General features: G+C 40.4%; 21 protein-coding genes. 10 read left to right on the plus strand and 11 right to left on the minus strand.

From position 1 onward, the window contains the following. Window positions 1-136 precede the first annotated feature (136 nt). Window positions 137-802, minus strand: a complete 666-nt coding sequence (pgsA, locus tag VH441_RS08140) for a CDP-diacylglycerol--glycerol-3-phosphate 3-phosphatidyltransferase (RefSeq protein ID WP_434353144.1) — start codon at window positions 800-802, stop codon at window positions 137-139. A 299-nt stretch (window positions 803-1,101) separates the two neighbouring features. Continuing rightward, the gene (gene acs / locus VH441_RS08145) at window positions 1,102-3,048 is read right to left on the minus strand and encodes an acetate--CoA ligase (RefSeq protein ID WP_434353145.1); all 1,947 of its coding nucleotides are present in this window, start codon (window positions 3,046-3,048) and stop codon (window positions 1,102-1,104) included. Window positions 3,049-3,308: 260 nt separating this feature from the next. Between acs and VH441_RS08150 the strand changes: the two genes are divergently transcribed. Then, window positions 3,309-4,580 carry an NAD(P)/FAD-dependent oxidoreductase gene (locus VH441_RS08150; protein ID WP_434353146.1) on the plus strand — a complete coding sequence of 424 codons (1,272 nt, stop codon included), beginning with the start codon at window positions 3,309-3,311 and terminating at the stop codon, window positions 4,578-4,580. Window positions 4,581-4,664: 84 nt separating this feature from the next. Here VH441_RS08150 and VH441_RS08155 read toward each other — a convergent pair whose 3' ends face one another. The 3 genes from VH441_RS08155 to lgt form a co-directional block, all read right to left on the minus strand. Beyond that, complete coding sequence (locus VH441_RS08155; RefSeq protein WP_434353147.1) at window positions 4,665-5,252, minus strand: dihydrofolate reductase; 588 nt, start codon at window positions 5,250-5,252, stop codon at window positions 4,665-4,667. Between the two features lie 28 nt (window positions 5,253-5,280). Further along, window positions 5,281-6,141 (minus strand): thymidylate synthase, encoded by an 861-nt coding sequence (locus VH441_RS08160; protein WP_434353148.1) that lies wholly within the window; start codon window positions 6,139-6,141, stop codon window positions 5,281-5,283. 156 nt (window positions 6,142-6,297) lie between these two features. Further along, on the minus strand, window positions 6,298-7,176 hold the full coding sequence (lgt, locus tag VH441_RS08165; protein WP_434353149.1) for a prolipoprotein diacylglyceryl transferase: 879 nt from the start codon (window positions 7,174-7,176) through the stop codon (window positions 6,298-6,300). A gap of 136 nt (window positions 7,177-7,312) precedes the next feature. Between lgt and VH441_RS08170 the strand changes: the two genes are divergently transcribed. Next, complete coding sequence (locus VH441_RS08170) at window positions 7,313-8,086, plus strand: NRDE family protein (RefSeq protein ID WP_434353150.1); 774 nt, start codon at window positions 7,313-7,315, stop codon at window positions 8,084-8,086. Between the two features lie 59 nt (window positions 8,087-8,145). On the opposite strand, the gene VH441_RS08175 is transcribed toward VH441_RS08170, so the two are convergent. Next, on the minus strand, window positions 8,146-8,670 hold the full coding sequence (locus tag VH441_RS08175) for an RNA pyrophosphohydrolase (protein WP_434353151.1): 525 nt from the start codon (window positions 8,668-8,670) through the stop codon (window positions 8,146-8,148). A 368-nt stretch (window positions 8,671-9,038) separates the two neighbouring features. On the opposite strand from VH441_RS08175, the gene VH441_RS08180 reads away from it, so the two are divergent. Together VH441_RS08180 and VH441_RS08185 are read left to right on the plus strand one after the other, a co-directional pair. Then, the gene (locus VH441_RS08180; protein WP_434353152.1) at window positions 9,039-9,455 is read left to right on the plus strand and encodes an OsmC family protein; all 417 of its coding nucleotides are present in this window, start codon (window positions 9,039-9,041) and stop codon (window positions 9,453-9,455) included. Window positions 9,456-9,470: 15 nt separating this feature from the next. After that, entirely contained in the window at window positions 9,471-9,878 is a 408-nt protein-coding gene (locus VH441_RS08185; protein WP_434353153.1) for an MAPEG family protein, read from the plus strand. Between the two features lie 111 nt (window positions 9,879-9,989). On the opposite strand, the gene VH441_RS08190 is transcribed toward VH441_RS08185, so the two are convergent. From VH441_RS08190 to VH441_RS08200, 3 genes are all read right to left on the minus strand, one after another. Continuing rightward, window positions 9,990-11,027, minus strand: coding sequence for a tRNA dihydrouridine synthase (locus VH441_RS08190; protein ID WP_434353154.1), 1,038 nt, complete (start codon window positions 11,025-11,027; stop codon window positions 9,990-9,992). 225 nt (window positions 11,028-11,252) lie between these two features. After that, window positions 11,253-12,308: an aldo/keto reductase gene (locus VH441_RS08195; RefSeq protein WP_434353155.1), complete on the minus strand. Its 1,056-nt coding sequence runs from the start codon at window positions 12,306-12,308 to the stop codon at window positions 11,253-11,255. A gap of 102 nt (window positions 12,309-12,410) precedes the next feature. Next, a complete protein-coding gene (locus tag VH441_RS08200; RefSeq protein ID WP_434353156.1) occupies window positions 12,411-13,337 on the minus strand; it encodes a DMT family transporter in 927 nt (308 codons plus the stop codon). Between the two features lie 222 nt (window positions 13,338-13,559). Between VH441_RS08200 and VH441_RS08205 the strand changes: the two genes are divergently transcribed. From VH441_RS08205 to nadE, 5 genes are all read left to right on the plus strand, one after another. Continuing rightward, on the plus strand, window positions 13,560-14,501 hold the full coding sequence (locus tag VH441_RS08205) for a sterol desaturase family protein (protein ID WP_434353157.1): 942 nt from the start codon (window positions 13,560-13,562) through the stop codon (window positions 14,499-14,501). 150 nt (window positions 14,502-14,651) lie between these two features. Continuing rightward, window positions 14,652-14,939, plus strand: a complete 288-nt coding sequence (locus VH441_RS08210; protein WP_434353158.1) for a hypothetical protein — start codon at window positions 14,652-14,654, stop codon at window positions 14,937-14,939. Further along, a complete protein-coding gene (locus VH441_RS08215) occupies window positions 14,932-16,401 on the plus strand; it encodes a sodium:solute symporter family protein (protein WP_434353159.1) in 1,470 nt (489 codons plus the stop codon). Before VH441_RS08210 ends, VH441_RS08215 begins: the two co-directional genes overlap by 8 nt. After that, on the plus strand, window positions 16,391-17,506 hold the full coding sequence (locus VH441_RS08220) for a nicotinate phosphoribosyltransferase (RefSeq protein WP_434353160.1): 1,116 nt from the start codon (window positions 16,391-16,393) through the stop codon (window positions 17,504-17,506). The genes VH441_RS08215 and VH441_RS08220 overlap by 11 nt, the downstream gene beginning before the upstream one ends. Beyond that, entirely contained in the window at window positions 17,503-18,261 is a 759-nt protein-coding gene (nadE, locus tag VH441_RS08225) for an NAD(+) synthase (protein WP_434353161.1), read from the plus strand. The genes VH441_RS08220 and nadE overlap by 4 nt, the downstream gene beginning before the upstream one ends. Before the next feature lie 171 nt (window positions 18,262-18,432). Here the strand turns inward: nadE and VH441_RS08230 are convergent, their stop codons facing one another. Next, complete coding sequence (locus VH441_RS08230) at window positions 18,433-19,035, minus strand: rhomboid family intramembrane serine protease (protein ID WP_434353162.1); 603 nt, start codon at window positions 19,033-19,035, stop codon at window positions 18,433-18,435. 262 nt (window positions 19,036-19,297) lie between these two features. On the opposite strand from VH441_RS08230, the gene VH441_RS08235 reads away from it, so the two are divergent. Further along, window positions 19,298-20,980, plus strand: coding sequence for an OmpA family protein (locus tag VH441_RS08235; RefSeq protein ID WP_434353163.1), 1,683 nt, complete (start codon window positions 19,298-19,300; stop codon window positions 20,978-20,980). Window positions 20,981-21,212: 232 nt separating this feature from the next. Here VH441_RS08235 and nagZ read toward each other — a convergent pair whose 3' ends face one another. Further along, window positions 21,213-22,232, minus strand: coding sequence for a beta-N-acetylhexosaminidase (gene nagZ / locus VH441_RS08240; protein WP_434353164.1), 1,020 nt, complete (start codon window positions 22,230-22,232; stop codon window positions 21,213-21,215). Window positions 22,233-22,262 lie beyond the last annotated feature (30 nt).

Genomic DNA, 22,262 nt, shown 5'->3' on the forward strand with positions numbered 1-22,262 from the left:
TTGAGAATGACAAATGTAATGATTGAATTATAACAATTTTATGCGATGAGTGGTGAGAGATTGGCAATAAAAAACGCCCATGATTGGACGTTTGTATTATTTTGTATTGAGTGAAAGAAGTAACAAATTTTTTTGTTTACCCTTGCTTTAAATATGGCCAAGCGGCTTTCATATATATCATCATTGACCAAAGGGTTAAAATTACTGCTGCTAACATCAACACATAGCCTATGGTTTCAAGCGATTGCCAGTTTAGTAGCAGTACGGTAATGGCTATCATCTGAAACGTGGTTTTTAACTTGCCAACATAGGATACGGCCACACTAGTACGATTACCCAGCTCTGCCATCCACTCACGCAACGCAGATACTGCAATTTCACGTGAGATAATGACAATGGCAGCAATGGCCATAATGATATTGGGATGCCATTGCACCAAAATAATCAGTGCTGCTGCAACCATTAATTTATCGGCAACAGGGTCTAAAAACCGCCCAAATGCTGAGGTAATGTTCATTTTACGGGCTAGGTAACCATCCAGCCAATCTGTAATTGCCGCTAAAACAAATAAAAAGGTGAGCAAAAAATGGCGTAGCATACTATTGCTAAAACTGTCGATATTCATCCCAATATTTGCAATCGCATTATTACTAATCATTGGTGTGCCAATACCTAAAGCAGGTGGCCAATAGGCAATTGCCACAAAAATAGGAATCATGACAATGCGAGCAATGGTTAAATTGTTTGGCAGATTAAAAATGCTGGTATTATTGCTTAAATTTTGCTGTGTTGGCTGAGTCATATCAATATTTTTATGATAAAAATAGTTGATGACAAGCTTAACATGTTTAAAGGAGGAGGCAAACTGTTGTGGTTAAAAATGCCAATAATAATGCTCATAAAAAATATCTCATCACCACATATAATCTTAAACCGCTGTGCTATTTAACCGCATTTTTTAGCTCATTTTCTATATATTTAAATATGTTAAATTAAACATGTTTTATGCTCAGTTTTGCTAATGCAACCCAGCTTAAAATAAAAAGCCAACCACCTTTAAGGTGATTGGCTTAATAAAGATAAGCGTTTGTTTAATGAAGATTAGCCATTTTTAACAACGTCAATTAAGCTATCTACAACGTCACTATCCGCTAAAGTAGAAGTGTCGCCTAAGCCGTCATATTCGCCAGCAGCAAGCTTACGCAAAATGCGACGCATGATTTTACCTGAACGAGTTTTTGGTAAACCATCAACAATATACATTGCATCAAGGCTTGCGATTGGACCAATTTCGGCACGTACGTGACGGTTGATTTCAGCTTTAAGCATGTCGGTTGCTTCTTCGCCTGTGCGTAAAATTAAGTAACCAGCAACGCCTTGACCTTTAATCTCGTGTGGCATACCAACAATAGCTGCTTCGGCAACTGCTGGGTGTGCAACTAAGGCAGACTCAATTTCAGCGGTGCCAAGACGGTGACCAGATACGTTTAATACATCATCAACACGGCCTGTAATCCAGTAGTGACCATCTTCGTCACGTTGTGCGCCATCGCCAGTAAAGTAGTTGCCAGGGTAGGTACTAAAGTAGGCTTCTAAGAAACGTTCTTGGTTGCCCCAAATGGTACGCATTTGTCCTGGCCAGCTATCACGGATGATTAGGTTACCCTCACAAGCGCCTGTCAGTTCGTTGCCTTCACTATCAACAATGGCTGGTTTAATACCATATTGTGGTGTTTGCGTAGAGCCAGGTTTTAAGTCTACAGCATTTGGGATTGGTGACATTAGTACGCCGCCTGTTTCGGTTTGCCACCATGTGTCAACAATTGGGCAACGCGCATCGCCAACGACGTTATAGAACCAGTCCCAAGCTTCTGGATTGATTGGCTCACCCACCGAGCCTAATAGGCGTAGGCTAGAGCGATCTGATTTACGCACAAATTCATCGCCTTCTTTCATCATGGCACGGATGGCAGTTGGTGCGGTATATAAAATGGTAATATCATGCTTGTCAACAATATGACCAATACGTGCCCAATCTGGGTACTGTGGTACACCTTCAAACATAACGGTCGTTGTACCATTAGCAAGTGGTGCATAGGTTACATAACTATGACCAGTAATCCAACCTACATCGGCAGTACACCAAAATACGTCATCTTTTTTGATATCAAAAATATCTCTAAAGGTAGATAGGGTATACGTTAAATAACCGCCAGTTGTATGTAATACGCCTTTTGGCGTACCCGTTGAGCCAGAAGTGTATAGCAAAAATAGTGGGTCTTCTGCGTTCATTTTTTCTGGTTCACACTCATTGCTCGCATTGTCAACAACCGTGTGATACCAAACATCACGACGGCCACTCATCGGAACAGACGTACCTGTACGGTGTACAACAACAACCTTCTCAACGCATTCAGTACCATCAACATCTAACGCATGGTCCACATTTGTTTTAAGTGGGGTATGTTTGCCACCACGTACGCCTTCATCTGCGGTGATAACAACTTTAGATTGGCTATCTATAATGCGGTTTGCTAAGCTGTCTGATGAAAACCCACCAAAAACGACTGAGTGTACCGCACCAATGCGCGCACAAGCCAACATAGAAAATACGGCTTCAGGAATCATTGGTAAATAAAGGGTAACACGATCGCCTTTTTGCACACCCATTTTACGAAGCGCATTGCCTAAACGGCAGACCTCTTGATGCAACTCTTTATATGAAATGATTTTGTGCTCTGATGGGTGGTCACCTTCCCAAATAATAGCTGGCTTGTATGGGCTTTCTGCTAAGTGACGATCAATACAGTTTACTGATACGTTTAACTCGCCATCTTCATACCATTTGATTTTAAAGTCATCTAGGTCGTAATTTACATTTTTGATGATGGTTGGTTTTTTGTACCAATCAAGTAGTTCTGATCTTTTTTGCCAAAATGCCTCATTACCACCATCGGTAATAGACTCAGCATAAGTTTGTTGGTATTGCTCTGATGTGGTGTTTGCTTTGGCAGAAAACTCAGCACTTGCAGGGTATGTTTTGGACATGTTTAACCTCCTTGTCGGTTTAAGTAGATATGAGCTATTTATCATAAATCATATAATGAATATCGCATCTTGTCCTTAATGCCAATATCTCTTTAATCCCCCATATTTTTAGCAGATTTTTGAGTAATTGTAAACTTTTTTATTATCTTGTTTTATATAGTGTTGTTATTTATGAAAAATAAGTTTTATCGATAATGTTATAATTTGTAGCTAAACTGAACATAAAACAACGATAAAACTTAAGGCTAATTGTGCAAGCTATGCAAACCATAAAAACTGAGGTACTCATCATTGGTGCAGGGGCATCTGGGTTATTTTGTGCTATGACCGCAGGCGGACGAGGGCGAAAAGTGACGGTCATTGACCATGCCAACAAAGCAGGTAAAAAAATTCTAATGTCGGGTGGTGGGCGTTGCAACTTTACAAATTATTTTGTTGAACCAGAAAACTACATTAGTCACAATGCTCATTTTTGCAAATCGGCTTTGTCTCGTTATAGTAACTGGGAGTTTATTGGTATGGTTGCCAAGCATCAAATCCCTTATCACGAGAGAGACTATGGGCAACTGTTTTGTGATGTGTCTTCTAAAGATATTGTAAAAATGTTATTAACCGAATGTGAGCAAGTGGGGGTGGATATTAACTTGCATACTGAGGTTGTTGATATTAATGTCATAGATCAAGACACCACATCACAATCACCAGCTAGTATAGCTTTGCTAGAGGAAACGGATTTTTCTACCAAATATAAATTTGCTGTTACGACGCAAAATAAAGATAAACAGCGCCTTATTTATTGTGAATCTTTGGTGATTGCAACAGGTGGGTTGTCAATCACCACGATGGGAGCAACTGGATTGGGTTATCAAATCGCACAGCAATTTGGGCATCAGCTTATGCCAACCACAGCTGGACTTGTACCCTTTACTTTTACTGATAAATTGGGGGAGGTTTTTGCATCGTTGTCGGGTATTAGTTTGGATGTGGTGGCATTTAATGAGCGTGCCAGTTTTGCTCGCCCGTTACTATTTACCCATCGTGGTTTATCTGGTTTTGCCATGCTTCAGTTGTCTAATTACTGGCAACAAGGCGAGACCATACATTTAAATTTAATGCCTAATGTGCAGGCAAGTGAGCTGTTGTTAACACATAAAGCCAAGCACCCAAAACAACGTATCCGAACGGCATTGGCTGAATATTTTCCTAAAAATTTGTTGTCTGCTTTGCAAAGCTTGTTGTGGGCAGAGGTTACTGAAACGGAACTTGCTAATATTAAAGATGAAACACTTGTAAAGCTTGGCAATACGCTTAATGATTGGGAAATCAAGCCATCAGGTACCGAAGGTTACCGCACGGCGGAGGTAACTCGTGGTGGGGTAGCGACTGATGAGGTGTCTTCTAAAACGATGGAAAGCAAACGCCAGCAAGGGCTGTATTTTGTTGGCGAGGTGTTAGATGTAACTGGCTGGCTTGGCGGTTATAACTTCCAATGGGCGTGGGCAAGTGGGTTTGTATGTGGCGAGGTGGTTTGATTTAAAAAAGCTAGGCAATAAGTACCTAGCTAATCTTTTTTTAACGGAGTGTTATCGGCAATCAAGTATATTTGAAAGATACCACTATGCTAGATAAGTCAAAAACTCAAATTCAAACCCAGTTTTTTCATCTATTTTGGTGTCAGACTTGCTAACTTGTTTAAAGTCGGTTGGCAGGTCAGGATAAAAAGCATCGCCATTTTCAATGACTGTGTTTACCTGTGTTAGTTCCACACGCGTTGTTATTGGTAGGGCTTGTCTAAATATTTGCTCTCCGCCAATTACCCAAAGCGTATCTAAACTTTGTTGTGTGGCTTGTTGTTTCCCCACCTCAATTGCTTCATCAAGGCTATTTACCACAATTATTTTGCCTTGCTCAATCCACTCAGCCCACTTATCTGAGCTTTTTTGAGGTACATAATCGCTTTGACGGGTAATTATGATATTCACACGGTTTGGTAAAGGACGAGACCGCATCGACTCAAACGTTTTACGCCCCATCACCACAATACCTTTAAAACCATTTTCGCCCACACTGTCAGCCGTGGTCATACGCTTAAAGTGTTGCAGGTCTTCGCTAATGTGCCAAGGTAAATCGTTGTCTTTGCCAATACAACGGTTGCTACTGATAGCAACGATTTGGGCAATGGTAATGTTGTTGGTGTTATCCATTTGTATCCTTTAAAGTTATTGTTTGGTTTTAAACGGCAACGGGTGCTTTAATCGTGGCATGAGACTGGTAATTTTCTACTTTAATATCTTCAAAATTAAAACCAAAAACATCATCAACATCAGGGTTTAACCAAAGCGTTGGTAGCTCAAATTGGCTACGGCTCAACTGCTCATTAACCTGATCTATGTGGTTATCGTAAATATGGCAATCCCCACCTGTCCACACAAACTCGCCAACCCCAAGTCCGCAAACTTGCGCTACCATATGCGTTAACAATGCATAGCTGGCAATATTAAATGGCACACCTAAAAACAAATCTGCCGAGCGTTGATATAACTGACAACTTAACTTGCCATCGGCTACAAAAAACTGGAAGAGCGTGTGGCAAGGCGGCAATGCTACTTGATTTGCCTCGGCAGGGTTCCAACCAGAAACAATTAAACGGCGAGAGTCTGGATTGGTTTTAATGGTGTCAATCAGCTCTTGGATTTGGTCAACACCATCATGATTGTAGCTGCCATCGGCTTTTTTGCTTGCACCATAGTTACGCCATTGATGCCCATATACAGGACCAAGCTCTCCTGCTGGACGGTTAAACTTGGCAGTTTGTTCGGCAGTTGCCCATTCATTCCAGATTCTAACCCCATTGTCCTGTAAATATTGAACATGAGTGTCGCCTTTTAAAAACCATAACAACTCATAAACAATAGATTTAAAATGCACTTTTTTGGTGGTTAAAAGCGGAAAGCCGTCGCTCATGTCAAAACGTAATTGTGCGCCAAAATGGCTTCGTGTACCAGTGCCAGTGCGGTCACTCTTTTTGGTGCCGTTGTCACGCACGTATTGTATTAAATCTAAATAGGCTTGTTCATTTTTGCTGGTAATCATGTTTTTTCTCTGTGATATGTCGTTTGTTATGTGTGTGCGTATCTTTTATTTTTTGTGGTTTTAGGTTGTTAAAATCAACTGTTACCTGACTTTGCAGGTATGATAGCAACATAGATGGTATTGTATCTTTTGCATTGTGATTTACACCCTTTGATTTTATTGTTTACCCCAATCATAAATTTTATTGCGATAAGCAATGATAAGCATAATTAAGCCTACGATTATCATAGGTGCACTTAAAATTTGTCCTTTTGTCATCCAACCAAATAAAATAAATCCTTGGTCGGCATCTGGCTGGCGGAAAAACTCGATGATAAATCGGCTTAAACCATAGCCTATCAAAAATAATGAGGTGACAGCCATGCGTGGGCGTGGACGAGAAGAGAACCACCACAACACAACAAACAGCAACAAACCTTCTGCAAATGCCTCATAAAGTTGAGAAGGGTGGCGTGGTAACAGGTATTGCCCAGCGACCTCTTTTACAAGGTTTTGTATGCTTGGGTTAGACTGTAATAGTTGTGTATCTGCACCAGCCGCTTGAGGAAAGTAGGTTAACCAAGGGTGGCTAGCATCCGAGACACGCCCCCATAACTCGCCATTAATATAGTTGCCTAAGCGGCCAAAGAGTAGACCCGTTGGCACGCAAGGTACAATAAAATCCCATACCGTAAAAGCAGATTTTTTATACTTATAACCAAAATACATCATGGCAAACATAACGCCTAAAAAACCACCATGGAATGACATGCCTCCTTCCCATACTCTAAACAAATACGCTGGGTTTTTTAAAAATTCGCCAAATTGATAAAACAGCACATAGCCAATCCGCCCACCAAGGATAACGCCTAATGCCCCATAAAAAACCAAATCAGAAACCATGTCTGATGTCCAGTCGTCTCGCTTGGTACTGCGGTAATGTGCTAAACCGTATGCGGCTGCAAATGCCAGTAAATACATAAATCCATACCAGTGGATTTGTATCGGACCAAGTGAAAGCAAAACAGGGTCAAATTGAGGATGAATCATTGCCATAATATGTTATCTTGTATTGATTTATATTTATAAAATTAGATTTATGATACCAAAAAACGTAGTAAACGTGTTATTTGCTTAACGGTTTTTTAATATTGATTTTTTAAGTGCGTTTGTAAAAACAAGCAGGAAGAATATGTGTATTGTCGCCATTGCTTGGCAATTATTTGAAGAAATGCCATTGATTTTACTTTCAAATCGAGATGAGTTTTTAGACCGTCCGACTTTGCCTGCATATCAATGGGCAGATTTACCCATTTTTGCAGGCAGAGATGAAAAAAGTGGCGGCACTTGGCTTGGCTATCATCAAAGTCAAAACGGCACGCAAAATGGGCGTTGGGCAACCATCTTAAATTTTAGGGAGGTGGTGCATCCTAATGCTAACCAGCCTTCACGAGGTAAGTTAGTTACTGACTTTTTAACAAGTGATTTATCGCCCATGGCGTTTGCCAAGCAAATTAAACTTAATGACTATGCTGGTTTTAATTTGGTATTGGGAGATAGCAATCCAAAAAGCAGGCAAGCGGTGTTAGTTAATAATCGAGGCGTTTCGCCCACTGCCTTACATAACGGGCTACATGTTTTTTCTAACGGGCAGCCGGATGCAGCTTGGTTTAAATGCGAGCGTTTACGTACGCGGGTTTATCAGGAGGTGTTGCCGTTAATTGCGCAACATATATCAACAGATAGATGGGAAGAAGTCGCTTTTGAGGTATTGTCTGACACCATGCAATCGCCAAAAGATAAAATACCAGATACAGGACTAGCATCAGAAATTGAGCAGGCACTGTCTTCCATTTTTATTGAACACAATCGACTCAATAACTATGGTACACGCACCCAAAGTATTTTAACGAGTAGCCAGCAAAACGCTGACAAGAAAAGTAAATTAGTGCTTTTAAGTAAATAAAAAAAGTCGCCTAGGCTATTAAAAAGCGCTAAGCGTTTGATGGTAAAGAGTTGAGTTCATTACACCAGTAAATGATTGTGTTGCATGTCACTTGGGATAATTAATTCTTTTTGCAGTGGTACATTGCGAGCAAGCTCTAGTAGTGCACGGCGATAAACACCTCGCTTGAAATGTACAACTTGATTGAGCGGGTACCAATAGCTTACCCATTCCCAATGATCAAACTCTGGTTTGCCCGCATCAAAGCGGATAAATTGAGTATTCGGCTCATCTAGCTGTAGCAAAAACCACTTTTGTTTTTGCCCAATACACATGGGGTATTGCCCTTGGCGGATAAAACGCTTTGGTAAACGATAACGTAGCCAGCCATTTGTGACGGCTAAAGGAGTCACATGATGTGGCTGAAGTCCAACCTCTTCAAATAACTCTCGATACATTGCATCAACGGGTGTTTCTCCACGGTCAATCCCACCTTGTGGAAACTGCCAAGAGTTGTGCCCAATACGTTTTGCCCATAGAACTTGTCCACGTGCATTTGCCAGGATGATACCGACATTGGCACGAAAGCCGTCTGCATCTATCATGACTAAAACCTTAAAATTTTTGAAAAAAAAGCGCAATCAAAGGCTGTTATTGGGCAAACTGTTGGTTTATTATTTTATTATAGAAGTTTACTTAATAGTTGCTTTGATAAGCATTGAGCCAAACGAGCATTGACAATAACTGTCTTCAAAATAACCTGAATTAATCAAGAATTTAATGTTTTGTTGATTGTTGTGTTAATGCAAGTTTAACGCCATATCATTACTTCTATTAAACCAAGAATTCCTACAGATGTACAATGATATTTTTAAATTGGTAAGTAATAAACCATAACAAACCAAAAAAATAGGTTATGATAGGCTGTTAAATCAACAATAAATTTAAATTAACATTAAATAAGGACAATAAAATGGCAGAAATGAACGCAACCGTTAGCTGGCAAGATGACGTAAATTTTGTTGGAACGTCTCCTTCTGGGCATGATGTACCAATGGATGCACAAAAACAAAAAGGCGCAAGCCCAATGGAGTTAATCTTGCTTGGCTTGGGTGGTTGTGCAAGTTATGATGTGGTAACGATTTTACAAAAAGGTCGTCAAGACGTATCAGACGTACGCTGTGAACTTACCGCCAATCGTGCCGATGCTGTGCCAGCGGTTTATACTGACATCCACTTGCATTTTGTTGTTACTGGCAAAGCGGTTAGAGAAAAGCAAGTTGCTAAAGCGGTCGCGCTATCGGCAGAAAAATACTGTTCTGCAAGTCGTATGCTTGAAAGTGGTGGGGTTAAGATTACCCATGATTTTGAGATTATTGAGGCAGAATAATACGTTATGTTTTCTATGATTCCTAACACATCTTCAGCGTCAATTGGTTTGATGGCATTGGCTTGTTTGTTACCCTTTGCTTTTGCCATTATTGCTAAAGTTATTGCAGGTTTTAAAGCCGTTGATAACAGTAACCCACGTGAGTTTATGGCAAAACAAACGGGGCTGGCAGCAAGGGTAGATGCGATACAAAAAAATAGTTTTGAATCATTGCCCATGTTTTTAGCCGCCATGCTGGTTGCCATGCTGTTTTTTGTGCCGCAACAGATCATTAATTATCTTGCAGTTTTGTATGTGGGGCTTAGGGTGGCGTATGGCTTTGCTTATATACTTAATTGGGCGACGTTACGCTCGGTTTTATGGTTGCTTTCTATGGCATGTATTATGATGCTATTTTATTTAGCAGCTAAGTTGGCGCTGTAATGCTTGCCGTTTCAACTTAGCATTAGTAACAGGTTTAAAATTAGGGTGCTAGGGTATTAATCGCTTGCACCCTTTATCTTTAACTAACTTACTTTTATCCAACTGTTTTAACTAACAAGTTGATAATAATAAATCGATAATCTTATTTAACTCTTTTTCTCTTTTAACGGTATCCCAAACCTCGATAGCCTCATCATACCCTTTGGTGAGCATGCCCAGCCACTGTTTGTAGCGACCAACTAACATGGTATCGCTTTTTGCTTGCCCTGATAAAAAATTGATTTGATGGGGGATGAGCGCCGACCATGTTAAAGTTGGGGTAGGTAAGTTGTTATCGTCATGGCAAACTTTTGCAAGTAAATCAGGGCGAGTCACTGCCCCACGTCCAAGCATAAGGTGTGGCGTATTGGCTTGAATCATACAGTTTTTAGCGTGCTCAGGTGTCCAAATTTCTCCATTGGCAATAATAGGTATTGGCAAATCGGTAAACTTGGTGATTTTATCCCAGTAGGCAGGCGGTTTGTAACCTTGGGTTTTAGTACGTGCATGGATGGTTAGCCAGTTGGCGCCGCTATCAGCAATTGCCTGACGGATATCATCCATATTATCCATGTTTTCATAGCCCAAACGTATTTTGGCAGAAACAGGGATATGTGCCGGCACAGCGGTACGTACCGCAGAAATGATGGCTTGCATTAACGGAGGTTCTGTTAATAAAACTGAGCCACCCTTGTGGTTATTGACTGTTTTGGCTGGGCAACCAAAGTTGATATCAATTGCTGGTGCGCCAAGTTCACATGCTTTTACGGCGTTTTCTGCCATTAACTTTGCATCACTGCCCAATAATTGGATATGGATGGGTGTGCCTGCTTTGGTTTTGCTATTGGTATGTAGCTCTGGTACATATTTATAAAAAACATGGTTTGGTAAAACAGTTTGAGTAACGCGGATAAATTCACTAACTGACCAGCTGTAGCCTTTTTGTTCTTGTGCAATATCAGCGGTTAAATCAACAGAAATTTGAGTTAAAATCTCTCGCATCAGTGGGTCGGTTAAGCCTTCCATTGGTGCGAGTAAACGGACAGGCTGAGCAAACCATTGTTTGGTTATTTGTGTTGCTGATAGAGGCTGATTATGAGCGTTTTGCATGATTGATGACATGGTGGGTGGCATGATTAGTGATAAGGTATTTGCGATAGGCTAACGTAGTCACGCAATTATACCTGATTATTTTTATAGGGTTTCATTTATTATTATTGTGATGTTCCTCCATATTAAAACCGCATAAAACTTAATCACAAAACAAGACTATATTGAGTATCCAGCCAAGATTTAGCTGGTTTTTTATTAAAAACCAGCTAAATACGCTAAATATTAAGGTGATGGATTAGGCTGATTGTTATGTACTTCTTCAATTGCCGTCAGTACGTCTTCACTTAGCTTTAAATTAATCGAATCAATATTGTTTGCAAGCTGTTCTAGGTTTGTTGCACCAATGATGTTGCTGGTAACAAAATGGCGAGAGTTAACAAATGCTAATGCCATTTTTGCCATGTCTAGCCCAGCATCTTCGGCGATTTTTGCGTACGCCTCTGTTGCTTTAATTGCTTGTTCATTGTTATAACGAGCAAAACGGTCAAACAAGCTAAGGCGTGCCCCTTTTGGTTGTTTGCCATTTAAATATTTACCAGACAACACCCCAAACCCGAGTGGTGAGTATGCAAGTAAGCCAACGCCCTCACGGTGGGCAATTTCTGCCGAGCCAATCTCGTAAGTACGGTTAAGCAATGAGTATGGATTTTGTACGGTAATGGGCGGTAATAATCCGTTTTTTTCTGCTTCTTTTATGTAATTCATAATGCCCCAAGGGGTATCGTTTGACAAACCATAAGCACGTATACGCCCTTTTTTAATCTCATCATTTAATGCCTGAATGGTTTCTAAAAAAGGTGTTAAATCGTTTAAATCTTGCCTTGCCATGCCTTTGGTATAGCCAAGGTTACCAAAAAAATTGGTTTGGCGTTCAGGCCAGTGTAGTTGATATAAATCAATATAATCGGTTTGTAGACGTTCTAAGTTGCCATCAATGGCTTGGCTAATGTGCTGTGCATTAAAACGGGTTTTACCATCACGCAGGTAGGCCATTGGCGATATTTTGCTGGCTAAAATTACATCTTTACGTTTGCCTGTTTTGCTAAACCAAGAGCCAATACAACGTTCGGTATTCCCTTGTGTTTCTGCTTGCGGTGGGAGTACAGGGTACATCTCGGCGGTGTCCCAAAAGTTAACGCCGTGTGCAAGCGCATAGTCCATTTGCTCATGGGCGTCTTTTTCGTCATTTTGGATGCCGCCTTCGTTATCCCATGTCATGGTACCTAGACAAATTTTAGAGACGCTTTCGTTTATTTGTGGCAAAGTTGTATATAGCATGTTAATCCTTAATTTCTTGATTTATTATTTTGTGGCGTTGTCTGCTTTAAATGTTTAAACACATGTGATTTTATTATAAATGACTTTATAGGTTATGTATGTTTATTTTCTTACGAGGTCTAAGCTAACGATACCCATTGCGAAGACGACCATCAAAGTGCCAATGATATCGGCTGTGGTTAGCTGTACACCAAACAATATGACCGACAAAAAAGTGGCAAAAATTGGATTAAGCAGATGAAATGCAGAAGCATAGCCAGGACCAAACCACTCAATTACTTTAAACCACATTATCATGGCAATCATCGATACAAATATCATTTGATAGATTAACGAAATCAAAAATTCGGGAATAAATATTACCGCTGACCAGTGTGCAAGGTCTACAAAAGGGAACAATATGATAGCGCCAACCATATTTTGTAGTGCCACAAGGTATAATTTGTCTGTCGTTTTTTTAGCGAAAAATTGAAAATATAGGGTGCCTATGGATACCGCAACGACTGCTAATAGTAGCCAAGTCACACCAGTTATTAACTCGTTGGCGTGGGTCGGGTGGCTCAGCTGTTTTATCCATAGAGAGACACCACCGATACGGGCGGAGAGTACCAAAAACACCCCTAAAAATCCCATGGTAATGGCAAGCCACAAAAGTTTTGACCATGTTTTTGCAATCCAAGAGACAACAAAAGATGTCACAAATGGGGTAGTTGATACTAACAAAACCGCCAATTCAGGAGAAACATATTGCATCCCTGTATAGGATAGTCCTAAATAAAAAACATAATTACATAAGCCTAACACAAAGGCATCTCGCCAAAGGTAGGGGTTTTTAAATGCATTTAAGTTGAGGCTGTGTTTTGTTAAATAACGATAAGCAAAACTGGCTAATAGCAATGCCACCCCAGCCAAACCAAGGCGTAGGCTAATAAAATTAAGCGGTGCGAGGTATTTTATTGAGTATTTGCCAGCAATAAAGGCAGATGACCAAAAAAAGCTAAACAAAATCCCAAGTGCAATCCTTTGCATAAGGGTTTCCAAAAGTTAGATGAACTTTAAACAGTATAGTCAATTAAATATATTTGTGCTATGGCATAAGGCTTTATAATTAATGGATGTTTTTTGTACTAAAAACAAAACAAGATGATTAAACTGTAAAAATAGCCGCCATTGGGCACAATGACTTTGTGTGGATACTATCAATGTAAGGTTATCTTCAACACATAGAGGTTTTTATCAGGGACAGATATCATGAATCTTACTATTCTTAAAGATCAACTAAATCAACAGATATTAAGTTTACTGCCAGAACAATGGCATGGCTTGGTTTCTTCTGTGTTACCACAACATTGGCAAGAATGGGTGCTACCGTTAATGGGATTGCCTTTTTTGATGCTATTTGCACTTGAGTGGCTTTATCAAAAATCAAAAGGTAAAGACAAAAACTTTAGCATAAAACGAGCTGTTACTAACTTTAGCCTTGGTGGCACCTATTTGTTGTTTGAAATCATTGCGCAAGCATTGGTTGTGCTGCCAATTTGCATGTGGGTGTATCACTTCCGTTTTTTTGATATTCCAGTTACTTGGCTAACCGCCGTACCAATTTTTGTGGCAGTAGAGTTTTGTTATTATTGGTTTCATCGCGCGTCCCACCGTATTACTTGGTTTTGGTCTGCCCATGTTGTGCATCATGGAGACGATAAAATGAACTTATCAACAGCCATGCGTCAAAGTTTGTTGTACTCGGTTGTCGGATGGTGGCTGTTTTTTACTCCATTGATGTTATTGGGTGTGCATCCGGTTTGGGTATTCTTCTTTTATGCGTTAGACCTAATTTATCAGTATTTTATCCACACAGAAGTGGTAGGCAAGTTGCCAGCTTGGATAGAATACATTTTTGATACACCTTCTAATCATAGAGCGCATCATGGCACTAACCCAGAGTATATTGATAAAAATTATGGTGGCGTATTGATAATTTTTGACCGACTATTTGGTACTTATGTTGAAGAAGATTTAGTCAATAATCCTGTACGCTATGGTGCGGTGGGAGAACAAACAACCGATAATATGCCGAAAGCAATTTTTACGGTTTTTTTAAGAATGTGGCGCCAGTTTTTTAATGAGAAGGGGCTAAAAAACAAACTGGCTGCCTTGTTTAGCCCACCAGAAAACCAAAAACTACCGCATTAAATCTGCTGTTAAATTCTTAAATAGCAATGATTTATAGGTGTTTTGTTAAAAAAATTGTCCTGTTTGGCATAACAGAGTATGATTATGGGGTGCTTTTATCCGAAAGACGGAGACAGCACCCCAAATTTTTTCATACAGAGGATTTCTGCTATGTCCAACATATCAAAAGGCAACGCTGCCTTACCTATTCGCTTACTCATTAGTTGTGTTTTTTTACCAATATCTTTGGCATTAACTGCAATTTTTACCACCACATTACCCACACAAATGCAAAGCAAGCTTGTTATGAGCGTGCCCGTTATTTTGTGGTTTTGGTTAGCTGTCTCATTTTTTGTTTGCCTAATTACCATTATTTTTGCAATAAAAATGAGCCATGTCACTAACGACTCAGATTTTGAGAAAACTGATGGTGAAAGCGGGGGTAATCGTGATGAGTAATACCGTTTTGTTATTAACACTATTGGCTGCTTATTTGCTATTTTTAGCAGGCACTGCATGGCGATTGTCCTACAATTCAAAAACCAACAAGACAAACACTAACAGCCATTATTTGTTTGGCAGTGGTTTTGGTTTTTTATTATCATTTTTTGGTATTGCTGCCAGTTTGTTTAGTACCTTTACGTTAGAAGGGATGCCAGCATTTTTTAAAAATCATGGCATTGCCTCATGGGTGTTTTTGGGTATAACGGATGTGTGTTTGGCTGCGTTATTGCTGTATTTTGGTTTAAAAATGCGACATTTTGCTCGTCAACTAGCCATTAACAATAATAAGCGCCGTACGGCAAAAAACTTAACCGAGTGGTTAAAGCAAAGCGGACTCCCTAAATGGGTGGTCATATTTTTTGTTGCCAGCGTAACGGTATTTATGATTCCTTACATCACTATCCAAATTAAAGGTACGGCAGTGATGTTACAAACCGCAATACCATTGGGTGAAACACATTTGCTGTGGTCGATTATGATGGTTGCATTAATGATGACCTATTCGTGGTTTGGCGGTATTAAGGCAATTTTTGTGACGGATATGGTGCAAGGGTTGGTGTTGCTAGTGACGGTTTGGGCGATTGCGTTTTTTGCTATCTCGGCAAGTGGTGGTATGGGCAATTTATTTGCGCAAGTTGCCACAATCGAACCTGCTTTGCTATCTGCACCTGGTCCTAAAGGTGTGCTTAATTGGCAGTTTTTATTAATAGGCTTTATTTCTATTGTGCTTATGCCCTATGTGCAACCACAATTGTTTACACGAGTATTGGTTGCAAAAAGTGATAAAGCGTTTGCTCGCTCTACCATGGCGTTAGCTGTGTTTGCAATTTTGGTCATTTTACCAACCTTGTTTATTGGGCTTAGGAGTGTGCTGGTTGCGCAAAATATGCCAGAAGGACATTTTTTGCTAAACTTAATTAGTAGCGATGCGCCCATGTTTTTTTATGCCCTGTTTATTGTGGGTGTTTTAGCTGCGGCAATGTCTACAGCAGATAGCCAATTAATGGCAATTGGTACGGAGTGGAGCTCAGCAATGACAGAGCAAGACATCCAAAAGCATCCTTCAGCAAAAGTTTTGGTTAAAAGTATTGGTGCAGTGGTTGCTTTGGTGGCATTGGCATTGGCTCAAACCTCGTTTAAGTCTTTAATACTGTTTTCAATTAACTCGTTTATTGGTACATCATTACTATTGCCGATTGTGTTGGCAACGGCCGTTCGTTCTCAGGCGCACCGTTGGTTATTGATTATTTCATCGGTGGTTGCCGTGGCAATATTTTTACCAGTCGTACTGGGTATTTTACCTAAAATGATAATGGGGCTACGTATTGAGCTAATTTTATATGCGGTACAAGGCTGTTTATTGGCTTGGGTTTGGTTGTCAAAAAAAAGTAGTGGAGAAACAAGCTATGTCGTTTGAAATAAAAGAACAAGAGTTAAAACAACAAGGAAAGCTGAAACGATTAACAAACCGTACCTTTAAGTTTGATGAGCGTGTGGGTGAGGGTTGGTTTTCGGCGGTATATTTTTTAAAAACGGCTCGGCTGGCAAGTAAGCATGTTGCTGGGCAGCGTGTCACCATGCAGTTTTTTCAAAAAAAAGAGGCGGTACTTTGTGGCACAGATGAGGCAATTGCTTTGGTGCATACCTTTGCTCAAGAGCCTGAATCATTGACCATTCATGCGCTGCACGATGGCGACCACATTGCCCCTTATGAAACCGTACTGATGATTGAAGGTGAGTATGACAAGTTTGGGTTTTTAGAGGGGCTGATTGATGGCATCCTTGCCAGACGGACTTCGGTGGCGACTAATGTTTACAATGTTGTACAGGCAGCTGGTGAGAACCGTGTAATTTTTATGGGTGATCGAGATGATCACTTTAGCCAACAAGCTGGGGATGGTTATTCGGCATTTGTTGGTGGTTCAGTAGCACAGGCAACGCATGCAATGAATGATTGGTGGGGCGATGAAGGTATGGGCACGATGCCTCATGCGTTGATTCAGTTGTTTGGTGGTGATTTGTTGGCAGCTTGCCATGCTTATCGTGAGGAGTTTCCAGAAGATAATTTGGTGGCTTTGGTTGATTATCATAATGATGTGGTGGCGGATTCATTGGCGGTGGCACGTGAATTTGGACGAGACTTGTTTGGCGTTCGTGTCGATACCTCACAGTTTATGGTTGACCAGTATTTTTTAGATAATCCTAATGAACTTGGTCGTTTTGATCCTCGTGGTGTCAACAAACGTTTGATTGAAGTATTGCGTGAGGCATTAGATGCCGAGGGATTTGACTTTGTGAAAATTATTGTAAGTGGCGGTTTTACTGCCGATAAAATCAATGATTTTGAGCAAAGTGGCACACCGGTTGATGCCTATGGTGTGGGGTCGTCTTTACTTAAAATAGGTATTGGTTTTTCTGGCGATTGTGTGCTAAAAAATGGTAAACCAGAAGCCAAAGTAGGGCGAAAATATAGCCCAAATGAGCGCTTGGAGTTGGTTGAGTTTGAGGAGAAAAAATCATGAACATAGAAAAATATAGTGACTATTTGGTTAGCTGGCTAGAAGACCAACGTAAAGATTTATATGGTATGGAAGGATATGTCATTGGTGTTAGTGGTGGTATTGACTCGGCAGTGGTGGCACATTTATTGGCAAAAACTGGCGCTCCCGTGCATGGGGTGATTTTACCTAGTGCAACTACCTCTGAAAACGACATCATGCACGCAAAGCTGGTGGCAGAAAGTGCGGGCATTGAGTATACCTTAGCACCAATTTCACCAACTTATGATGCTTTTATAGAAACGATGCAACCGCTTTTTAATAACGAAGCAGAGCGACAAAATGTGATTGCGGGTAATGTGCAGGCACGCATGCGAATGATTGCCCTCTATGCCTATGCCCAAAGCCATAAAGCGGTGGTTGTAGGCACAGACAACATGGCAGAGTGGCACATGGGGTATTTCACCAAGTTTGGTGATGGCGGTGTGGATGTGGTGCCTTTAGTGCATTTAACCAAAGGGCAAGTTTATGAGATGGCAAAGCATTTGGGTGTGCCACAGGTGGTATTGGATAAAGCACCAAGCGCAGGATTGTGGATTGGGCAAACTGATGAAGATGAAATGGGCGTAAGTTATGCCGAAATTGATGCCTATTTAGAAAGTGGTTTAAATAGTGAATCGGTTAATGAAGCAGCCATGGAACGCATCAATTTTTGGCATAATCGCTCTCATCATAAGCGAATGCTAGCACCTGCGCCAAAGGCAATGAATGAGCTGTAATAGTTAAGATGCCTATTAAAAATAATGGCAATGCAAAAACAGCCATTTAATAAACTAAAAATAAGCCCTGATTGAGATTCAGGGCTTATTTGGTTTGGCGACTTTTATAAATAATAAAACTTGTATTTATTTAGTCCTTTAGCTATTAATCGAGGGCTGATATGTCACAAATTAAAAACTTGGATTTAAAAGGGCGCTGATAAAATGCGGTATGATGTTTGGTTCAATGGCAATGGTCGCCACAATACCAAATGCTGCGCCCCATAAGTGAGCAGAGTGATTGATGTTTGAGCCACCTTTTTTACCTGCATAAATGCTATAGGCAACATACAAAACAGCAAAAATAATGGCTGGCATTGGCACAAAAAATATTAACAAGGTGCTCCAAGGTGCCATTAAAATGTAAGAAAACAAAACAGCAGAAACGCCGCCAGATGCGCCTAAACTACGGTAGCGATGGCGGTTTTTGTTATTAATGTAAGTGGGGATAATGGCAGCAATGATGGCAAAAAGGTAAAAGACAATAAAGCCAAAACCATTAACATAGTGATTAAAAAATGGTTCTACTGACCGACCAAAAAAATACATGGTGAACATATTAAACAATAAATGTTGACCATCGGCATGGATAAATCCGTGGGTGATAAAACGATGCAATCCCCCTTGTCCAACCTTTGAAGGTTGAAAAATCAGCTGATTGAACAAAGTGCTATTTTGCCATGCAAGCATACTAATGATGACGGTTATGGCAATGATTATGGTAGTGTGGTTCATACACCCTCTAATTTAAAATATAAAGTAAGTTCATTGAGTTATTGTTAAATATGCGTTGTTTTAACTAATTTTACAATACTAATAACAATATTATGACGATTTTGTTACGTTAATATAACGAAATATATCAACATGGCGGCTGTTTTTAGGTAAACTAAAGGTAATCGAGCGACTACTTACCATTGTTTATGTTAAGCTTATCAATATGGAAATAGTCATTCTTAAGTTTTTATAAATTTAATTAATACAGGGAGTACTCTTTATGAATATCAATATTGTAGAACAGTTAGCAACTACGATTGCACCAAAAATTTTAGGTGTTAATGCTGACCGTAGTGAATCTTCATTACTTAACCAACTTATTGCCATTGTTTTAGGTCGTTTTACAGACGATAGCGTTTTTTCAACCGTATTAGAAGGTTATAACAAAATTACTAGCAACGGTAGTATCAACCTTGATGACATTGGTATGGATTCATTAAGTTCTTTGGCATCATTGGTGTGGAGCGATAAAGCACAATCAATAGATGTTTTGCAAAACTTAGTATCAAACCACGGTGTGGGAGAAAGCAAAGTTAAGGGCATCATGGTTTCTGCATTGCCACTAATCTTATCTCAGGTAAAAGGCCTAGCAGGGGATACGCCAGTACCACAGTTTTTACGTGATCAGCCAAAAGAAGATGATAAGTCATTTTTGAGTTTTATTCCTGATTGGGCAACTGGCTTATTGCCAGCAGGTTTATTAGGCGCAGCAAGTATTGCCGCTGTAGCACCCAAAAAAGAAGCAAAGGTTGAAGAAGATATTCAACCAGCTTATGTTAATGATACAAAAGCAACCACAACACCTACTACAACCACTCAAAACAATAGCAATGATAACGGTGGTGGGTTCTTAAGAGGTTTGTTACCACTTTTAGGCTTATTAATCCTTGCTGTTTTGGCAATGGCAATGTTAAAGGCTTGTCCATCAGAACAAGCAACGGCACCAGCAGCTGAAGAATCTGCCGAAGTTGCAGAAGAGCTTGCCCCATCAACCTTAAATGTAGCCGTAGATCAAGACGGCGTTGCTTCAGTAAATGCAGCAGCAGGGACACAAGAAGTGGCGGATACCATCAAATCATCACTTGTTAATGTATTTGGTGATGATGTTGCAAATGCTGCAACTATCAGTGTGTCAGACAAACTGGCTGCTAACTTACCAGTGGCAGAAAAACTAGGCGATGTACTTAATGTCGTTAAAGGCGTGCCTGGCTCAGTTGCAAGTATTGTTGGTCAAACTGTTAAAGTAAATGCGCCAGATACAGGTGCTCGTGATAAGTTAGTGACAGACCTAAAAGGTTTGTTACCTGACTTTACGGTAGAAGGCGATGCCGGCTTAGACTTTAGTACATTAATTGGTACTGGCGCGACAATGGTTGATGACGTTAAAGACGGCGCTATGGATGTGGTAGGTGCAGTTGATGACAGCATTACAGCAGCACAAGATGCGCTTAATGGTTTAACTGATAATCTAACTGGTGAAGACTTTGCAAATGCATTGAATTTACAAATCATTAACTTTGCAACTGATGGCAACGCAATCCCTGAAAAAAACCAAGCTATTTTAAACAAAGCAGCAGAAGTAATGGGCAAAATGCCAGAAGCACAGTTAAAAGTTATTGGTCATACCGATGATCAAGGTGATGACGCATACAACCAACAACTGTCTGAAAAACGTGCGAATGCAGTTAAAGCTTATTTAGTAGAGCAAGGCGTTGCTGCTGAGCGTATTATGGTAGAAGGCGCGGGCGAAGCAACCCCAATCGCTGATAATGCAACCGAAGAAGGTCGTTTCCAAAACCGTCGTATTGAGTTTCAGGTAATTGAAGATGGTAAAGAAGTTGCATCTGCCGGTAATGCTGAAGAGAAAACCACTGAAGCAACCGTTGAAACTGAGTCTAAGTAACTAAGGTTAAATAACTTAATTTAAAGAGCGGAATCTAAGTAATTAGACGCTAATCTGTTTAATCATAATCTAAAAAAGCGCTGGGCATTGGTTCAGCGCTTTTTGTTTTCTTTACTAACTGGTAAATGAACCAGTGTTGACTATCTTTCGAATAAGTTTAAAGAAAGGCTGTAAAAACAAGCAAAAAACCGCCCAAATTAGGCGGCTTATGGCTTGATATTATAGCGCATTATTAACTTAAAAATTCATTAACAGCTATTTTGGCTTCTTGCCACTTAGTAAACTGTTGGCATGTTGATTCAAGGGTACCTTGCCAAGTAGGAATCGATGCTTTCATATTTGCCATACGTTGTTGGTTTGGCAAGGGTAATGTTTGAGCTGTTTGCAATGCTTGTAGAGCCGCTGTTCTATCATTACACACTAAAGCCATGTCGCAACCAGCATTAATGGCGGCTTTAACTCGCTCACCAGCACCGCCGGCAACATGTGCCGCCTGCATCGATAAATCATCTGAAAACAACACACCATTAAATCCAATTTTTTTGCGGATGATTTCTTGTAGCCATTTTTGAGAGAATCCAGCGGGCTTGTCATCTACTTTAGAAAAAACAACATGGGCAGGCATCAGCGCATCTAACCAAGGTAGCGTTTGAACAAAGGTTTGCATATCATATTGTTCGATTTCGGCAAACTCACGCTCATCTATTGCTTGGGCAATGTGTGAGTCTGGGGCAACTGAACCATGCCCAGGGAAGTGTTTGCCTGTGGTTGCCATACCAGCAGCTTTCATACCACGCATAAACTGGGTAGACAGGGCAACCACACCTTCTGGGTTTGTATGAAAGCCCCGGTCGCCAATCACTTGGCTAATGCCGTTAACATCCAGCACTGGCGCAAAGCTTAAATCAATGCCGACTGCCAAAACTTCGGCTGCCATTAAATAACCACAGTAAAAACTCAGTTTTAATGCTTGCGTTGGGTTTTGCTCAAATAGCTCACCCAGCTTGCCCATGGCAGGGAGGGGTGTAAAACCCTGACGTAAGCGAGCGACCCGCCCACCTTCTTGATCAACACCGATGATGATGTGTGGGTTAATACTGCGGATTTGATTACAAAGTGAGCGAACCTGATCTGGGTTATCCACATTGCGAGCAAATAAAATCAAACCACCAACTTGAGTTTGTTTTAATAACTCAATATCAGCCTCATTAAGTTGAGTGCCTTCTACATCAACCATCAACAAACCGTACATATTAACCTCTAAAAAATTTTGATTACTGCT

Origin of the sequence: Psychrobacter sp. HD31, assembly GCF_051097895.1 — a bacterium.
Taxonomy (GTDB): domain Bacteria; phylum Pseudomonadota; class Gammaproteobacteria; order Pseudomonadales; family Moraxellaceae; genus Psychrobacter.